At 52.8% G+C, this 13,319-nt stretch carries 18 protein-coding genes; 10 read left to right on the plus strand and 8 right to left on the minus strand.

The annotated features are described in order from the left end of the window. Nucleotides 1–58 precede the first annotated feature (58 nt). The 5 genes from N037_RS04860 to N037_RS04880 all read left to right on the plus strand — a co-directional run bounded on the left by N037_RS04860 (nt 59) and on the right by N037_RS04880 (nt 2,384). Nucleotides 59–670, plus strand: coding sequence for a DUF2589 domain-containing protein (locus N037_RS04860; protein ID WP_032639443.1), 612 nt, complete (start codon nt 59–61; stop codon nt 668–670). Further along, nucleotides 670–1,119: a lysozyme gene (locus tag N037_RS04865; protein WP_023334174.1), complete on the plus strand. Its 450-nt coding sequence runs from the start codon at nt 670–672 to the stop codon at nt 1,117–1,119. The genes N037_RS04860 and N037_RS04865 overlap by 1 nt, the downstream gene beginning before the upstream one ends. Nucleotides 1,120–1,137: 18 nt before the next feature. Continuing rightward, nucleotides 1,138–1,620 carry a ribonuclease domain-containing protein gene (locus N037_RS04870; protein WP_032639445.1) on the plus strand — a complete coding sequence of 161 codons (483 nt, stop codon included), beginning with the start codon at nt 1,138–1,140 and terminating at the stop codon, nt 1,618–1,620. Between the two features lie 65 nt (nt 1,621–1,685). Further along, nucleotides 1,686–2,093: a hypothetical protein gene (locus tag N037_RS04875; RefSeq protein ID WP_023334172.1), complete on the plus strand. Its 408-nt coding sequence runs from the start codon at nt 1,686–1,688 to the stop codon at nt 2,091–2,093. After that, nucleotides 2,094–2,384 (plus strand): hypothetical protein, encoded by a 291-nt coding sequence (locus N037_RS04880; RefSeq protein WP_023334171.1) that lies wholly within the window; start codon nt 2,094–2,096, stop codon nt 2,382–2,384. Between the two features lie 84 nt (nt 2,385–2,468). Here the strand turns inward: N037_RS04880 and N037_RS04885 are convergent, their stop codons facing one another. Continuing rightward, nucleotides 2,469–3,062: a response regulator transcription factor gene (locus tag N037_RS04885; protein ID WP_231686668.1), complete on the minus strand. Its 594-nt coding sequence runs from the start codon at nt 3,060–3,062 to the stop codon at nt 2,469–2,471. Between the two features lie 315 nt (nt 3,063–3,377). Here N037_RS04885 and N037_RS04890 point away from each other — a divergent pair, with 315 nt between their 5' ends. Then, entirely contained in the window at nt 3,378–4,508 is a 1,131-nt protein-coding gene (locus N037_RS04890) for a hypothetical protein (protein WP_032639447.1), read from the plus strand. A 51-nt stretch (nt 4,509–4,559) separates the two neighbouring features. Here N037_RS04890 and alr read toward each other — a convergent pair whose 3' ends face one another. Together alr and dnaB are read right to left on the minus strand one after the other, a co-directional pair. Next, nucleotides 4,560–5,639 carry an alanine racemase gene (gene alr, locus N037_RS04895; RefSeq protein WP_023334168.1) on the minus strand — a complete coding sequence of 360 codons (1,080 nt, stop codon included), beginning with the start codon at nt 5,637–5,639 and terminating at the stop codon, nt 4,560–4,562. 16 nt (nt 5,640–5,655) lie between these two features. Beyond that, nucleotides 5,656–7,068 (minus strand): replicative DNA helicase, encoded by a 1,413-nt coding sequence (dnaB, locus tag N037_RS04900; RefSeq protein WP_023310046.1) that lies wholly within the window; start codon nt 7,066–7,068, stop codon nt 5,656–5,658. 66 nt (nt 7,069–7,134) lie between these two features. Between dnaB and N037_RS04905 the strand changes: the two genes are divergently transcribed. Further along, nucleotides 7,135–8,118, plus strand: coding sequence for a quinone oxidoreductase (locus N037_RS04905; RefSeq protein WP_023334167.1), 984 nt, complete (start codon nt 7,135–7,137; stop codon nt 8,116–8,118). 184 nt (nt 8,119–8,302) lie between these two features. Here N037_RS04905 and pspG read toward each other — a convergent pair whose 3' ends face one another. Continuing rightward, nucleotides 8,303–8,545 carry an envelope stress response protein PspG gene (pspG, locus tag N037_RS04910; RefSeq protein ID WP_023334166.1) on the minus strand — a complete coding sequence of 81 codons (243 nt, stop codon included), beginning with the start codon at nt 8,543–8,545 and terminating at the stop codon, nt 8,303–8,305. A gap of 136 nt (nt 8,546–8,681) precedes the next feature. Further along, complete coding sequence (gene dusA / locus N037_RS04915) at nt 8,682–9,677, minus strand: tRNA dihydrouridine(20/20a) synthase DusA (protein ID WP_032639450.1); 996 nt, start codon at nt 9,675–9,677, stop codon at nt 8,682–8,684. Nucleotides 9,678–9,826: 149 nt separating this feature from the next. Between dusA and N037_RS23460 the strand changes: the two genes are divergently transcribed. Beyond that, nucleotides 9,827–10,090 (plus strand): type II toxin-antitoxin system HicA family toxin, encoded by a 264-nt coding sequence (locus N037_RS23460; protein WP_072163882.1) that lies wholly within the window; start codon nt 9,827–9,829, stop codon nt 10,088–10,090. Continuing rightward, complete coding sequence (locus N037_RS04920; RefSeq protein WP_197278571.1) at nt 10,087–10,422, plus strand: type II toxin-antitoxin system HicB family antitoxin; 336 nt, start codon at nt 10,087–10,089, stop codon at nt 10,420–10,422. The genes N037_RS23460 and N037_RS04920 overlap by 4 nt, the downstream gene beginning before the upstream one ends. 34 nt (nt 10,423–10,456) lie before the next feature. Here the strand turns inward: N037_RS04920 and N037_RS04925 are convergent, their stop codons facing one another. Then, entirely contained in the window at nt 10,457–11,704 is a 1,248-nt protein-coding gene (locus tag N037_RS04925) for a conjugal transfer protein TraF (RefSeq protein ID WP_032639452.1), read from the minus strand. A gap of 172 nt (nt 11,705–11,876) precedes the next feature. Continuing rightward, nucleotides 11,877–12,365, minus strand: coding sequence for a cupin domain-containing protein (locus tag N037_RS04930; protein ID WP_023334161.1), 489 nt, complete (start codon nt 12,363–12,365; stop codon nt 11,877–11,879). A gap of 115 nt (nt 12,366–12,480) precedes the next feature. Here N037_RS04930 and zur point away from each other — a divergent pair, with 115 nt between their 5' ends. After that, nucleotides 12,481–12,993 (plus strand): zinc uptake transcriptional repressor Zur, encoded by a 513-nt coding sequence (gene zur / locus N037_RS04935; RefSeq protein WP_008503369.1) that lies wholly within the window; start codon nt 12,481–12,483, stop codon nt 12,991–12,993. Nucleotides 12,994–13,062: 69 nt separating this feature from the next. Here the strand turns inward: zur and N037_RS04940 are convergent, their stop codons facing one another. After that, nucleotides 13,063–13,272 (minus strand): CsbD family protein, encoded by a 210-nt coding sequence (locus tag N037_RS04940; RefSeq protein ID WP_014830284.1) that lies wholly within the window; start codon nt 13,270–13,272, stop codon nt 13,063–13,065. Nucleotides 13,273–13,319: the final 47 nt, after the last annotated feature.

The following is a 13,319-nucleotide window of genomic DNA, read 5'->3' on the forward strand; positions in this document are numbered from 1 at the left end:
TACGTGCGATTCCGTAATGCAGGGGCTACCCGGGTAGCCCTTTTTCCAGGAGCGAAATATGTCTTTTAAAAAATGGCTGCGCGGCGGCAAGGATGAAGAGCCGGAAAACAGGGCGGGCAAAGAGGATGAAGGCACGCCACCGCTACAGGAAAACACGCCTCCAGCGCCTCCAGCGCCTCCAGCCGATATTCCCGGCGTGCCGATCTCGCTTGAAGATATCACGCGCGGGATGCAGTACGCGGCCACTGCGGCCAACGAACTGATTGCTCAGCAGTATATGAAGGCGCTGGATCCCTTTTTCGAACCCGCAGAAGACGGTTCGTTGATTCCACGTACGGTACAGCTGGCACTGGATGAAAAGCACTACTTTGACCTGCCCTTAGTCGCGCTTTCAACACCGCGCGGGCTGATGCTGGAAAAGATGAAGGTCAACCTGACGATCCGCACGGAAGGCATGCAGGCACCTTCCCGCCAGTCCGGTGAGAACGAATTTGGCCGCTTTCACGTCAGCCTTTCACCTTCCAGCGATAACAAAGGCGGGCGTGACAGCCGCCACGTCGATGTGGAAATGCAATTTGCCGCGCTTGAGCCGCCGGAGAGCGTCATGCGTTTGATTGACGAATACACCAACAAGGTGATTCCCCGCCCGAAAGCAGAGGAGACTCCGTAATGCAAAAACAACCAGAACGTACCGGTGACAAGGGCATTCAGCTTATTTGCCAGTTTGAAGGGCTGAAGCTGGAGCGTTATCGCGATGCCGTAGGTTTATGGACCATCGGCTATGGCCATTTGATCCTCAAAGAGGAGATGGAAAAGCTCACCAAAATTACCACCGGCGAAGCCAAAGATCTGCTGCGCAAAGATCTGAAACGCACCGAGGACGGCGTGAAAAAACTGCTGAACCAACCAGCAACGCAGGTTCAATTCGACGCGCTGGTTTCATTCGCCTTCAACCTTGGCGTGGGCAATTTAAAGAAATCCACGCTGCTCAAAAAATTTAACGCGGGCGATATCCAGGGCGCCGCACTGCAGTTCAAAAGCTGGAATAAGGCAGGCGGTAAGGTTTTGACCGGTCTTACCCGACGCCGCGAAGCAGAAATGAAGCTATTTCTCAGTTAACTCAACAGGAAAAACACAATGAAACCACTCTCCATAGTGAAAATGGCCGTGCTGTCTGTTTCATTATTCACCGTTTTACAGGCAACCGCCGCCATGCCAACCTGCGAAGATGAAATAAAGGAAGCCAACGCCTTTTTATCTTCCCAGGGGATGCCGCCCGTCAATAACGTGACCGATCTGGCGACAACGCTTCGTCATATAAAAAATTTCGGACGCCTGCCCGACCGCTATATCCCCTCGGAGGAAGCCAAACGCCTCGGCTGGTCGGGTAGTGAAAGCGAATCGCTTTGGGGGGTGAAACTCACCCATCAAAAGTGGATCGGTGGCGATAAATACAGCCATAGCGCTCTTCCTGCCAGTCAGCCCTGGCTTAGCGCAGATGTCGATGTCGTGAAGGGATATCGCTCTCCCAAGCGTTTGATTTACAGCCTGTCAGGGCAACAGCGCTTTATTACGACCGATAGGTATCAGCATATTGTTGAGCTGGATCCCTGCCAATAATAAGCGCCCGTTACGATAATAAATCCCCTTTTCCAGGGGGATTTATCCTTGCAGAGGATGAACGTATGTCTGACATCTATCTCCCGACTCTCATCAGTGAAGCCTTGCTGGCTTTTTCAGGTTTATTTGGCGGCGTCAGTATCTCGTTTTTCTGGCAACCGCAGCGGTTGCACCAGCACAGCCGGTTTATGGCAGGCATTATTTTTGGTGGAATTAGCATGGGCGCGGCCGTCGCATTAGGTGGGTTATCAGCCCGCTGGTTAAAGATAGACCTCAATCAGGCCGATATCACGCTTGGTTTAGGGTATATCCTCGGTGCAATGAGTAATGGCCTGATCGTCTGGCTGGCAAACTTTTTCCGCCGGCATGAACAGCGCGATATTTTTGATGTTGCAAGCGTCATCAAAAGTAAAGTCAGACATGAGTCACTTTCTCCGCCTGATTTAACCCACAACAAACCCGATGGAGAATAAATGCTTAACATGATGAATGGCTGGGTGCTCCCCTTTATTATCTTCGTCGACCTGGTTACATCGCTGCTGATTTTGTTTGCCGCCTATAGCCGACGAGTCCATGCCCTGCCGGTAATGTGTAAAATCGGCTTGGCCGCCCTTGCCTTTGGTTTTTTTGGTGAGAGCAGCTTAAACATGAAATTTATTATTACCGGCGCTGATATACTGAGTGACAGCTTTCCGTTCTGGCTATTGCAGGACTTCGGAACGCTGGTGGTGGTGATATATTATTTTAAATCTCAGTACCGTTAAAAAACAAAGCGCAACAGAAGTCTGCCTGTTGCGCTTTTCTCTTAACGCGTGTTGACTGCAGCCCTTCGTTTTGCTGAAAATCGCTTAATTAGCCATATATTTAAAATAGAGCATTGCGGCCTGAGTCCGATTGTTGACCTGTAATCGGTGAAAGATGGATTCCAGATGCACTTTGACCGTACCTGCACTGATATTCAATTGCCTGCTGATCTGCTTATTTGTTCCTCCATTAGCCAGCAGCTTGAGAACCTCCTTCTGCCGACGACTCAGGGAGTGGATCGGCAAACCGCCAGTGGGTTGTTCCCGCTGGACCACGGCTTGCTCCGGAAAGCAGACCACTCCCGAGGAGACCATGCTAAGTATCTGGCTGATTTTTTCAGCGGGGAGATCCTTGGTAAATATGCCCTTAATGCTTTGGCGGATGTAGAAATTGAATATCTTATCCGTCGCTTTTCGTAACATTACCACGATCGGTAGCTCAGGCCAGTTTGTCATCAAATTAGTGATAAAATCACGGCACTTCATTTCACCATCCAGCAAAATAATGCTGACCGGCATAGCGGTTAAAATTGCGTGTGCATCTTCAAAATTGTTCGCTGCAAAAACAGTGCATTCCGGCATTACGCGTTCCAGCTCTGTTTTCATACCGTGAATGAAGATCGGTAATTCATCGATCATTAATATATTCATTGTAGCATAACCCCGTGTGAAATCTATTTTCTTAGATTATTCAACCAACTCATTCCGAAATTAAGTATGCGTGCTATTGCAAAACTGTAAAAACAGCATTCGGCATAAGGCGAATGTCATATGCCCTAAGCAAAAAGTTAAGCAGTACTACACATTAAACATAGCTATGTTTAATTAAGAACGATCTTATCGTTATCAAAAACAACCTGGGCCCAATAGCATATTCCCCGAAATATTGCTGACACGTATTATTTAACTACACGCGTGTCACCACTACATATTAATATTTCAATGAGGTCATTTATGACAATACTAACAGTGTATTTCTGTGGTACTGGTTCTAATAAATTTGATGAGTCTCATGCTAATTACTGGAACGGCGAACTCATCTCTTCTCTGGCTGCCAATAACAAGGGTAAAGAGTTCGCCGAATGGGTCATTCTTGATGGCCCGGGAAGCGGAAATTTACAAAGCGACGAGCTTTGGGTCAAAAGCGGAGAATATTCTCAGCTTCGCGCCCAGCTTCTGGGCAGCGGCTGGAATGAGAATGTTCAGCACGCGATCAATATTATAAAAGGGCACGTTGACTGGCAGCGTGAGAAGCTCACAAAAGAAAACTACGAGCAGCTCAAAAAGGCTGGCGTGCCGATTCAGGACGTTGAGGTTACCGGTTCTTTTTGGTGGCGTAAATATGACTATGGCGATCGTAAAGTAACCCAGCAGGCGCTGCAGCAGCAAATCATCAAAACCTTCCGTCAGGGGCAGATCCTACCCACTCAGGTGAATCTTGTTGGGTGGAGCCGGGGAGGAATTAGCTGCCATATGCTTGCCAATGCAATGCTGGCCGATCCCCTTTTAACGACGATCCCGGTGAATATTTTTGCGGTCGATCCGGTCCCGGGCATGGGTAATTTCCAGGCGGACAAAGTCACTCTGGGTAGTAACGTTAAGGAGTATGTGGCTTTCTACGCCAGACATGAGCGGTCAAAAGGTTTCTCGTGCGTCATTCCACAGACCGATAGTGCAACAAAAGTCCATATTTACCCCATGTCTGGCCGCCACGCTACGCTGGTGGGGAATGCTTCGGCCAATGGGAATAGCGGGGAAAAAGTCGTCCATGAACCCGGCACAATCGTGCGCCATTTCGCCGAAGTCTGCCTGCAAAGATGGGGCGTCAAGCTGGATAAAAAGCTCAATCTGGATGGAGTGCAGCTGCTGGAATTGCATCAGACCATTCAGCGTAACGCTCCGCTATTCGCCGAGATGCAGAAAACGGTGTACACCATTTCGGAAAACGATGGAGGAGAACGCTATGTCTCGCTGGGCAGCACTGGAAAACGGTTCTCGTCCATCCAGGGTTCACGCTTCACTCCGGAGTCAGGGCTAGCGTCGGATTATTTGACTAATCAGGCGATCTATAACGTGTTGAAATAAGCGTTACGCGTCCAACGGCAGCTTATGCCGTTGGACTACTCTATGCGAGTCTCAATCAATGTACTTCATCGCAACCCTTGAAGTCAGGCGCGTGATAAGTTCGTAAGCACTCACTTTTGTAATTTCAGCAATGCGTTCGACGGGCAAACCTTCGCCCCACATTACCACATCGTCGCCGGGCTTATCCTGGGCTTCAGGCCCCAGATCGACGCAAATCATGTCCATCGCCACGCGGCCAACAATCTTCACCTCGCGTCCGTTGACCAGAACCGGCGTACCCGACGGTGCAGCGCGCGGATAGCCGTCACCATAGCCCATCGCCACCACGCCGAGACGGGTATCACGCTCGCTGGTCCAGGTGCCGCCGTAGCCCACCGGCTCGCCCGCTTTATGGTCACGCACGGCAATCAGGTTAGAGACCAGCGACATAACCGGCTGGAAGCCAAAGTCCGGCCCCCAGGGTTTGTTCTCCAGCGGCGATACGCCGTAGAGAATGATGCCCGGTCGCGCCCAGTCGAAATGCGACTGCGGCCACAGCAGAATACCGCCGGATGCCGCAATCGAGCGCATCCCCGGCTTGCCTTCGCAGAAGGTGTTAAAGATATCCAGCTGCCGCTCGGTTGCACCGCACTCGGGCTCATCGGCACGGGCGAAGTGGCTGACGATGTTCACCGGCTGGCGCACGTTTTTGCACCGGCATAAACGCTGATAGAACGCTTCCGCGCTCTCCGGACGCACGCCCAGACGGTGCATGCCCGTGTCGAGCTTCATCCATACGGTCACCGGCTCGCTCAGCTCGGCGGTTTCGAGTGCGGCGAGCTGTTCATCGTTGTGTACCGCCGTATGCAGATGCTGGTCAGCGATGGTCGGCAGATCGCTGGCTTCGAAAAAGCCTTCGAGGAGCAGAATGGGTTGAGTAATGCCGCCCGCGCGCAGGCGGAGAGCTTCTTCAAGACGGGCGACACCAAAGGCGTCGGCATCGGGGAGCGTTCGCGCGGTCTCCAGAAGACCGTGTCCGTAAGCGTTCGCTTTCACGACTGCAACGAGCTTGCTGGCGGGTGCCAGTTCACGCAGACGTTGCAGGTTGTGTCGCAGAGCGCGGCGGTTAATAACAACAGTTGCCGCTTGCATTTGAATTCCTTAGAAATTACTCATCATCATATTGAGGACCGGCATAGTTGTCGAAACGCGACCACTGTCCGTTAAAGGTCAGGCGCACCGTCCCGATCGGGCCGTTACGTTGTTTACCAATAATAATTTCGGCGATCCCTTTCAGGTCGCTGTTCTCGTGATAAACCTCATCACGGTAGATAAACATGATTAAGTCGGCATCCTGCTCGATGGAGCCGGATTCGCGGAGGTCAGAGTTGACCGGGCGCTTGTCGGCACGTTGTTCCAGGGAGCGGTTGAGCTGCGACAGGGCAACGACCGGTACGTGTAGCTCTTTGGCTAACGCCTTGAGCGAGCGGGAAATCTCCGCAATTTCCAGCGTACGGTTGTCGGAGAGCGACGGAACGCGCATCAGTTGAAGGTAGTCGATCATGATGAGGCCGATGCCGCCGTGTTCACGGGCGATACGGCGCGCGCGGGAACGGACCTCCGTCGGCGTCAGGCCAGAAGAGTCATCGATGTAGATGTTACGTTTTTCCAGCAGAATGCCCATGGTGCCGGAGATGCGCGCCCAGTCTTCATCATCAAGCTGGCCGGTACGAATGCGGGTCTGATCCACGCGCGACAGCGACGCCAGAGAACGCATCATAATCTGCTCGGAGGGCATCTCAAGACTGAAGATAAGCACCGGCTTATCCTGCAACATCGCCGCGTTTTCGACGAGGTTCATCGCAAAAGTAGTTTTACCCATCGACGGACGCGCGGCGACGATGATCAAATCCGACGGCTGCAGGCCGGCGGTTTTCTTGTTCAAATCGTCATAGCCGGTGTTCACGCCGGTGACGCCATCGTGCGGCTGCTGGAACAGCTGTTCGATACGGGCAACGGTGGCGTCGAGGACATCGGCGATGTTTTTTGGGCCTTCGTCTTTATTGGCGCGGCTTTCGGCGATTTTAAAGACGCGCGACTCGGCAAGGTCGAGCAGGTCTTCGCTGGTGCGACCCTGCGGATCAAAACCGGCTTCGGCGATCTCGTTCGCCACCGAGATCATCTCGCGGACGACTGCACGTTCGCGCACGATATCGGCATAAGCGCTGATGTTCGCCGCACTAGGCGTGTTTTTTGACAGTTCCGCCAGATAGGCAAACCCGCCGCAGCTGTCGAGTTGCCCAAGACGCTCCAGCGATTCCGCGAGCGTGATCAGGTCGATTGGGCTGCCCGACTCCTGCAGACGCGCCATTTCGGTAAAGATGTGGCGGTGCGGACGGGTGTAGAAATCTTCCGCCACGACGCGCTCGGCGACGTCGTCCCAGCGCTCGTTATCCAGCATTAAACCGCCCAACACCGACTGTTCCGCTTCAATCGAGTGCGGCGGGACCTTTAACCCTGCGACCTGGAAATCACGCTCGCGAGGTTCAGTCTGTTTGTTGAAGGGTTTGTTTCCTGCCATAGTGAATGGAGTTACCGAGATAAAGAGTGGGTCGAAAGATTACCATATTTTTCTTACGGAGGGAGCATGGCAACGCGCATTGAATTCCAGAAACACGGTGGGCCAGACGTACTGAAAGCGGTGGAGTTCACCCCTGCCGCACCTGGCGAAAACGAAGTGCAGGTTGAAAACAAAGCCATCGGCATAAACTACATCGACACCTATATTCGCGGCGGTCTCTACCCGCCTCCGTCAATGCCGAGCGGCCTGGGCACCGAGGCAGCCGGTATCGTCGTCAAAGTGGGCAGCGCAGTTAAGCATATTAAAGAGGGCGACCGCGTGGTGTATGCGCAGTCCGCGCTGGGCGCTTACAGCTCCGTTCACAACGTTCCGGCGGATAAAGCCGCCCTGCTGCCTAACGCCATCTCCTTTGAGCAGGCGGCAGCCTCGTTCCTGAAAGGTTTGACGGTTTACTACCTGCTGCGCAAAACCTATGAAATTAAACCCGACGAGCAGTTCCTGTTTCATGCCGCAGCGGGTGGCGTCGGGCTTATCGCCTGTCAGTGGGCAAAAGCGCTGGGCGCGAAGCTGATCGGTACCGTAGGAAATGCACAAAAAGCGCAGCGCGCGCTGCAGGCGGGCGCCTGGCAGGTGATTAACTACCGTGAAGAGAGCATTGTTGAGCGGCTGAAAGAGATCACCAACGGTAAAAAAGTCCGCGTGGTGTATGACTCGGTAGGGAAAGACACCTGGGAAGCGTCGCTGGACTGCCTGCAGCGTCGCGGGCTGATGGTAAGCTTCGGGAATGCGTCAGGCGCGGTGACCGGCGTTAATCTCGGCATACTGAACCAGAAAGGTTCTCTGTACGTGACGCGCCCTTCCCTGCAAGGATACATCACCAACCGGGAAGAACTTGAGGAAGCCAGTAACGAGCTCTTCTCGCTGATCGCCAGCGGCGTCATTAAGGTGGATGTGGCTGATGCGCAGAAATACGCGCTAACCGATGCGCAGCGTGCACATGAAGTGCTGGAGAGCCGGGCAACGCAGGGGTCAAGTTTGTTGATTCCCTGAGCCCTAAAAAGAAATTGGGCTTCCCGTGGGAAGCCCTTTCTTTTTTTAGTTCGGCTGTATGTAGGGTACAGCTCGATGAATTCTTTAGCGGCAGTCATAGTGACAGATTCGATAAGTAAATCCTATTCTGTTCTAAGCCCTGCCGCCGGAAAAGTTACAAGTATGTGACGAACCCCTCAATACCTTAGTAACGGAAGCGGTTATTGCGCTGATAACTGGGCACTTTTGGCGATTTAATCGCCCGAATCACCCACACGACCGCAATGGCCAGCAGTAGCCACGGCAACAGCTTGATCGTCAGAGCAAACAGTCCGCCAATAAACATGACCACCGTCGCCACCACGATAGCCGCCAGAATGCCGAGCAGCGAAACGCCTGTCGCTAACAGCATGACAAAAAAGCCAATCACAAAAAGTAGTTCCAGCATGGTGCTCTCCCACGAGTTCCCGAGTCATGCAGTAAGCGTTACAAGAATCATGCCAGTATTAACCTGTTGTTATTAAAGCAAAACGCCCCGCGATCGTTCGCAGGGCGTGGTGAATTTGACGAACTTTTAGCGAAAGTTATCGCTTATCTGCCACCAGCCGCAGCGCATGTTCCAGCACCTCGATATCTGCACCGGCTTTATGCGCATTCTCGCTCAGGTAACGACGCCACTGACGCGCGCCCGGAATACCCTGGAACAGGCCAAGCATATGGCGGGTGATATGGCCGAGATAAGTGCCATTGCTCAGCTCGCGCTCAATGTAAGGATACATCGCACGCACGACGGCAACCGGATCGGCGTCTGCGCATTCGATGCCGAAGATTTCACGGTCCACCGTCGCCAGAATGCCCGGGTTCTGATACGCCTCGCGCCCGACCATCACGCCATCCATATGTTCCAGATGCACTTTGGCCTCTTCCAGCGACTTGATGCCGCCGTTAATGGACATCGTCAGGTGCGGGAAATCACGCTTAAGCTGGTACACGCGCGGATAGTCCAGCGGCGGAATTTCGCGGTTCTCTTTCGGGCTCAGGCCGGAGAGCCAGGCTTTTCGCGCGTGGATGATGAACATCTCGCACTCGCCTTGCCCGGATACCGTATTGATGAAGTCGCACAGGAATTCATAGCTGTCCTGGTCGTCAATGCCGATACGGGTTTTGACCGTGACCGGAATGGAAACCACGTCGCGCATCGCCTTGATGCAGTCCGCCACCAGCTGCGCGTTCCCCATCAGACATGCGCCAAACATGCCGTTTTGCACGCGATCGGACGGGCAGCCAACGTTGAGGTTGATCTCGTCGTAGCCGCGCGCTTCTGCCAGCTTCGCGCACTGCGCCAGCGCGGCCGGATCGCTACCGCCCAGCTGCAGGGCAACCGGATGCTCTTCTTCGCTATAGGCCAGATAGTCGCCCTTCCCGTGAATGATTGCGCCCGTGGTCACCATTTCGGTGTACAGCAGCGTATGGCGGGAGAGCTGGCGCAGGAAATAGCGGCAGTGTCTGTCCGTCCAGTCGAGCATCGGCGCAATGGAGAAACGGTGTGCGGGAAAAGCGGTCTGTAATTCTGACGACATGGCGAAGTTTTAAGCATCTGGTGGAAAAGGGGCGCTACTATAGCACAGGCTCAAAAAGGATACGATCCGGCTTGATATGATATCAAAAAGTGATATCATCACATTCAAGTTTGGCGGCGAGGAAAAAATCAACATGGAATCTATTAAAAATGAAAACATTGAACGCCCGCCACCAAAAAACATTGCAGTTGATTTTCTCTGTGCCAACGCCCAGTTCCCTGGAATGGCGCAGGATTGAAGCGCTTTTTATCGCATTGGGTGCGAAAGCCTCAGAAGGCAACGGCTCAAGGGTAAGATTCGAAATCAATGGAGTTGTGGCTTCGTTTCATCGTCCTCATCCGGATAAAGAAGCGAAGGTTTATCAGGTTCGCGACGCAATGGCTTTTCTCATCGCAACAGGGGTATCTCCATGATTAACACTATGACTTATAAAGGCTATGCCGCAAAAATAGATTACAGCGACGACGATCTGTGCTTCGTTGGGCATGTTGCTGGCATAAGAGATGTTATCGGTTTTCATGCTGATAACGTCGCTGCCCTGCGTAAAGCGTTTGAAGAAGCAGTTGATGATTATCTGGCTTATTGTGCTGAGCAGGGCCGAGAGCCTCTGCGACCAGCTAGCGGAAAAATCAGTTTGCGCATCTCGCCAGAAGTCCATTCAGCGATCAGCATTGCCGCTGAAGTTTCAGGTAAAAGCGTGAATCAATGGATCAACGATACGCTGGCTAAAGCAGCACACGGATAAGTGTAAAGGGCACCAGCCGGGGTGCCCTTTGTGTTTAGAACGTCATGCTCAGCTGAGCCCCTGCGCCCCAGGTTTCGTCTTCACCGTACAGGCCCATCAGGTCAACATGAACGGTACTGAACGGCGCGAAACCGACACCGCCGGTAAAGACATTGCTGTCGTTACCCTTCACGTCCGCGCGATAACCCGCACGCACCGCCAGCCAGCTGAGCGGCGTAACCTCGGCACCGACGCCCACATACTGCGACGTATCTTCGCTCTTGAAGCCTTTGGTTTCCGTCAAATCGCCATCGGCGGTCAACGTCACCAGATCGTTGTGCCATGCGGCACCGGCGGTCACTACAGGACTGATTTGATAAGTATCACGCACGCCATCCACTTTCTTCGTGTCGATATCCCGGGAGAAGAGATTTTGTCCGGTTAAACCAACGGTCCAGTTATCGCCGAAGTCAGCAGCAAGACCGGCGTCAACGTTAAAACCAGTATCATCATTACGATAGCGACTACTATTGATATCGCCGCTGTCGAAGTTGTAGATGGAAACCGTATAGTTATAGAGCCAGGTTTTTTGCAGCTTTGGCGTGATACCTACGGAGACCGGTACACCGCTAATGTCAAACTGACGCGCCACCGCCACACCATAGTCCGAAACGATCGCCGCGCGACCAAAACCTTTTGACTTCAAATCATTCGGATTTACCGCTAACGCGGTGGCTGGAACGGCCTCAATACCGCGCAATGTGTCAATATCGCCCTGATCAATATAGGAACTCACGCGTGCGCGCGCATTCGCTTTTGCGACGAATGCTACGGATAACACGTCATTAGGAATACTGACAGCAATCCCGGCACCCGCTTTACCGCTGGCGGTTTTTCCTTTCAGAGAATCCAGTTGATTAGCAAGATCGCCCGCAGCGGCTGAGACGTTCCGGGAGGCCGGACTCGCGGGATTGAGGAGATCGAAAAGATTGATATTATCTAGCGTGCTGCGATATTTGCTGACGTCGTCGCTGATATCATCAATCTTATCGCGCAGATTGTCCTTATCCGAAATTTGAGCGCCAATTGACGGCAGAATAACCGTAACATCATCATCCGGCTTTGCCTTTGCCAGCAGCGCCGGGTTTATCAATACTGCACTGCCATAGCTCCCAGCCGCAACGCCAGTGCCACCCATTGCGTCACTGCGTGCTTCTGTCCAGGTATTGGCTGCTCCCGCCTGATTTGCCATAAACAAGGAAACAGCGATGCTAACCACCGAAAATTTAAAAATTTTTTTCACAGTATGCCCGTTATAGTCTGTTATGAAATAACCCCTGTCTGTTATCACCCAAACAGGAACGAACTATTGCTGTGAATAAGTAGTAAAAGACCCGCTATTTCTATCCCTAAGTAAAACTCCCTTACGGCCTGTTATATTTTGTGACGGCCCTCAATATTTATAGAAGAGGAAATTATTTTTTCCCAGGTTTTCCATCATGCGGTCCAAAAAACTGGGGGGGATGGTCTACCCAGCGATCCTCACGGGTCGCGGCATACACGGGGTTGAGTGGATAGTAGATGCGGTTCTGCTTCTTGTTGGCCTCGCCCACGACCAGCAAACGCACCTCTTCCTCCGTATTGTTGATAAAGGTGTGGCAGATACCGGTTCCGGCAGGGAACCCCACGCTGTCGCCCGGTTCTAGTTTCCATAAATAGCCATTAATCCACGCTTCTGGATAACCTTCGAGCACATAAATGAACTCTTCTTCATCGCTTTCCGCATGCGGATAGGACGTCCTGCGCCCGGGCGGTAAACGCTCATGATGGATACCGATGCGCCCGAGCCCGAGCTTGCGGGCCAGCGGAGCGCCGATAGAAAACAGCTCGTCGCTGTCTGGATAGGTTGAATCATCCGCGCCTTCAACGTCGCGCCAGTGCCGAATACAGTCAGGTCTTTTCATTGTGTATTTCCCGGTTTGCAATGGGTCAGGTATAGCACAGACTGGTGGATCTCGGTGTTTTTACCAGAACATGATAAAGTGGGGGTTTTCCGTCCTATAACATCCGGGGTGCTACATGGATAAGTCCACAAAAGAGCTGTTAGCGCAGGCCGAAAAGCTGTGTGCGCAACGCAATGTGCGCCTGACTCCGCAGCGCCTTGAAGTCTTACGCCTAATGAGCCTGCAGCAGGGTGCTATCAGCGCTTACGATCTGCTCGACCTGCTCCGCGAAAGCGAGCCGCAGGCGAAACCACCGACGGTGTATCGCGCGCTGGATTTCCTGCTTGAGCAAGGGTTCGTGCATAAGGTTGAATCCACCAACAGCTATGTGCTATGCCACCTTTTCGATCAGCCAACGCATACATCGGCCATGTTTATCTGTGACCGCTGTGGCGTGGTGAAAGAAGAGGCTGCGGAAGGTGTGGAAGATATTATGCATACGCTGGCAGCGAAAATGGGTTTTGCCCTGCGCCATAATGTAATTGAAGCGCACGGGCTGTGCTCTGCCTGCGTTGAAGTGGAAGCCTGTCGTCATCAGGACGCATGCCAGCATGACCACTCTATTCTGGTGAAGAAAAAACCGCGTTAGCGGTAAAAGCAAAGGCGGCACATGGCCGCCCTCAGGGTGTACTTCCTTGTACTTTCGGGTATAGCCCGGTTACCAGCGGTAGTCGTTGCGTTTTTCCCAGTCGCCCACTTCTTTCTCCGCCTGGTCTTTTGCGTAGCCGTAACGCTCCTGGATTTTACCGACAAGCTGATCGCGTTTACCTTCAATGACGGTCATATCGTCATCAGTCAGCTTACCCCACTGTTCTTTCGCTTTACCTTTGAACTGCTTCCAGTTGCCGCCGATTTCGTCTTTATTCATCATCGTGTCCTCTTAGTTAAGCGTCGGGTCGTAACGTCCGTTACGTT

This window comes from Enterobacter sp. EGD-HP1, assembly GCF_000733275.2.
Classification (GTDB): domain Bacteria; phylum Pseudomonadota; class Gammaproteobacteria; order Enterobacterales; family Enterobacteriaceae; genus Enterobacter.

Coding starts and splice junctions, on each gene's coding strand:
- N037_RS04860 (WP_032639443.1), top strand. CDS start 59: ATGTCTTTTAAAAAATGGCTGCGCGGCGGCAAGGATGAAGAGCCGGAA.
- N037_RS04865 (WP_023334174.1), top strand. CDS start 670: ATGCAAAAACAACCAGAACGTACCGGTGACAAGGGCATTCAGCTTATT.
- N037_RS04870 (WP_032639445.1), top strand. CDS start 1,138: ATGAAACCACTCTCCATAGTGAAAATGGCCGTGCTGTCTGTTTCATTA.
- N037_RS04875 (WP_023334172.1), top strand. CDS start 1,686: ATGTCTGACATCTATCTCCCGACTCTCATCAGTGAAGCCTTGCTGGCT.
- N037_RS04880 (WP_023334171.1), top strand. CDS start 2,094: ATGCTTAACATGATGAATGGCTGGGTGCTCCCCTTTATTATCTTCGTC.
- N037_RS04885 (WP_231686668.1), bottom strand. CDS start 3,062: ATGATCGATGAATTACCGATCTTCATTCACGGTATGAAAACAGAGCTG.
- N037_RS04890 (WP_032639447.1), top strand. CDS start 3,378: ATGACAATACTAACAGTGTATTTCTGTGGTACTGGTTCTAATAAATTT.
- alr (WP_023334168.1), bottom strand. CDS start 5,639: ATGCAAGCGGCAACTGTTGTTATTAACCGCCGCGCTCTGCGACACAAC.
- dnaB (WP_023310046.1), bottom strand. CDS start 7,068: ATGGCAGGAAACAAACCCTTCAACAAACAGACTGAACCTCGCGAGCGT.
- N037_RS04905 (WP_023334167.1), top strand. CDS start 7,135: ATGGCAACGCGCATTGAATTCCAGAAACACGGTGGGCCAGACGTACTG.
- pspG (WP_023334166.1), bottom strand. CDS start 8,545: ATGCTGGAACTACTTTTTGTGATTGGCTTTTTTGTCATGCTGTTAGCG.
- dusA (WP_032639450.1), bottom strand. CDS start 9,677: ATGTCGTCAGAATTACAGACCGCTTTTCCCGCACACCGTTTCTCCATT.
- N037_RS23460 (WP_072163882.1), top strand. CDS start 9,827: ATGAAAACATTGAACGCCCGCCACCAAAAAACATTGCAGTTGATTTTC.
- N037_RS04920 (WP_197278571.1), top strand. CDS start 10,087: ATGATTAACACTATGACTTATAAAGGCTATGCCGCAAAAATAGATTAC.
- N037_RS04930 (WP_023334161.1), bottom strand. CDS start 12,365: ATGAAAAGACCTGACTGTATTCGGCACTGGCGCGACGTTGAAGGCGCG.
- zur (WP_008503369.1), top strand. CDS start 12,481: ATGGATAAGTCCACAAAAGAGCTGTTAGCGCAGGCCGAAAAGCTGTGT.
- N037_RS04940 (WP_014830284.1), bottom strand. CDS start 13,272: ATGAATAAAGACGAAATCGGCGGCAACTGGAAGCAGTTCAAAGGTAAA.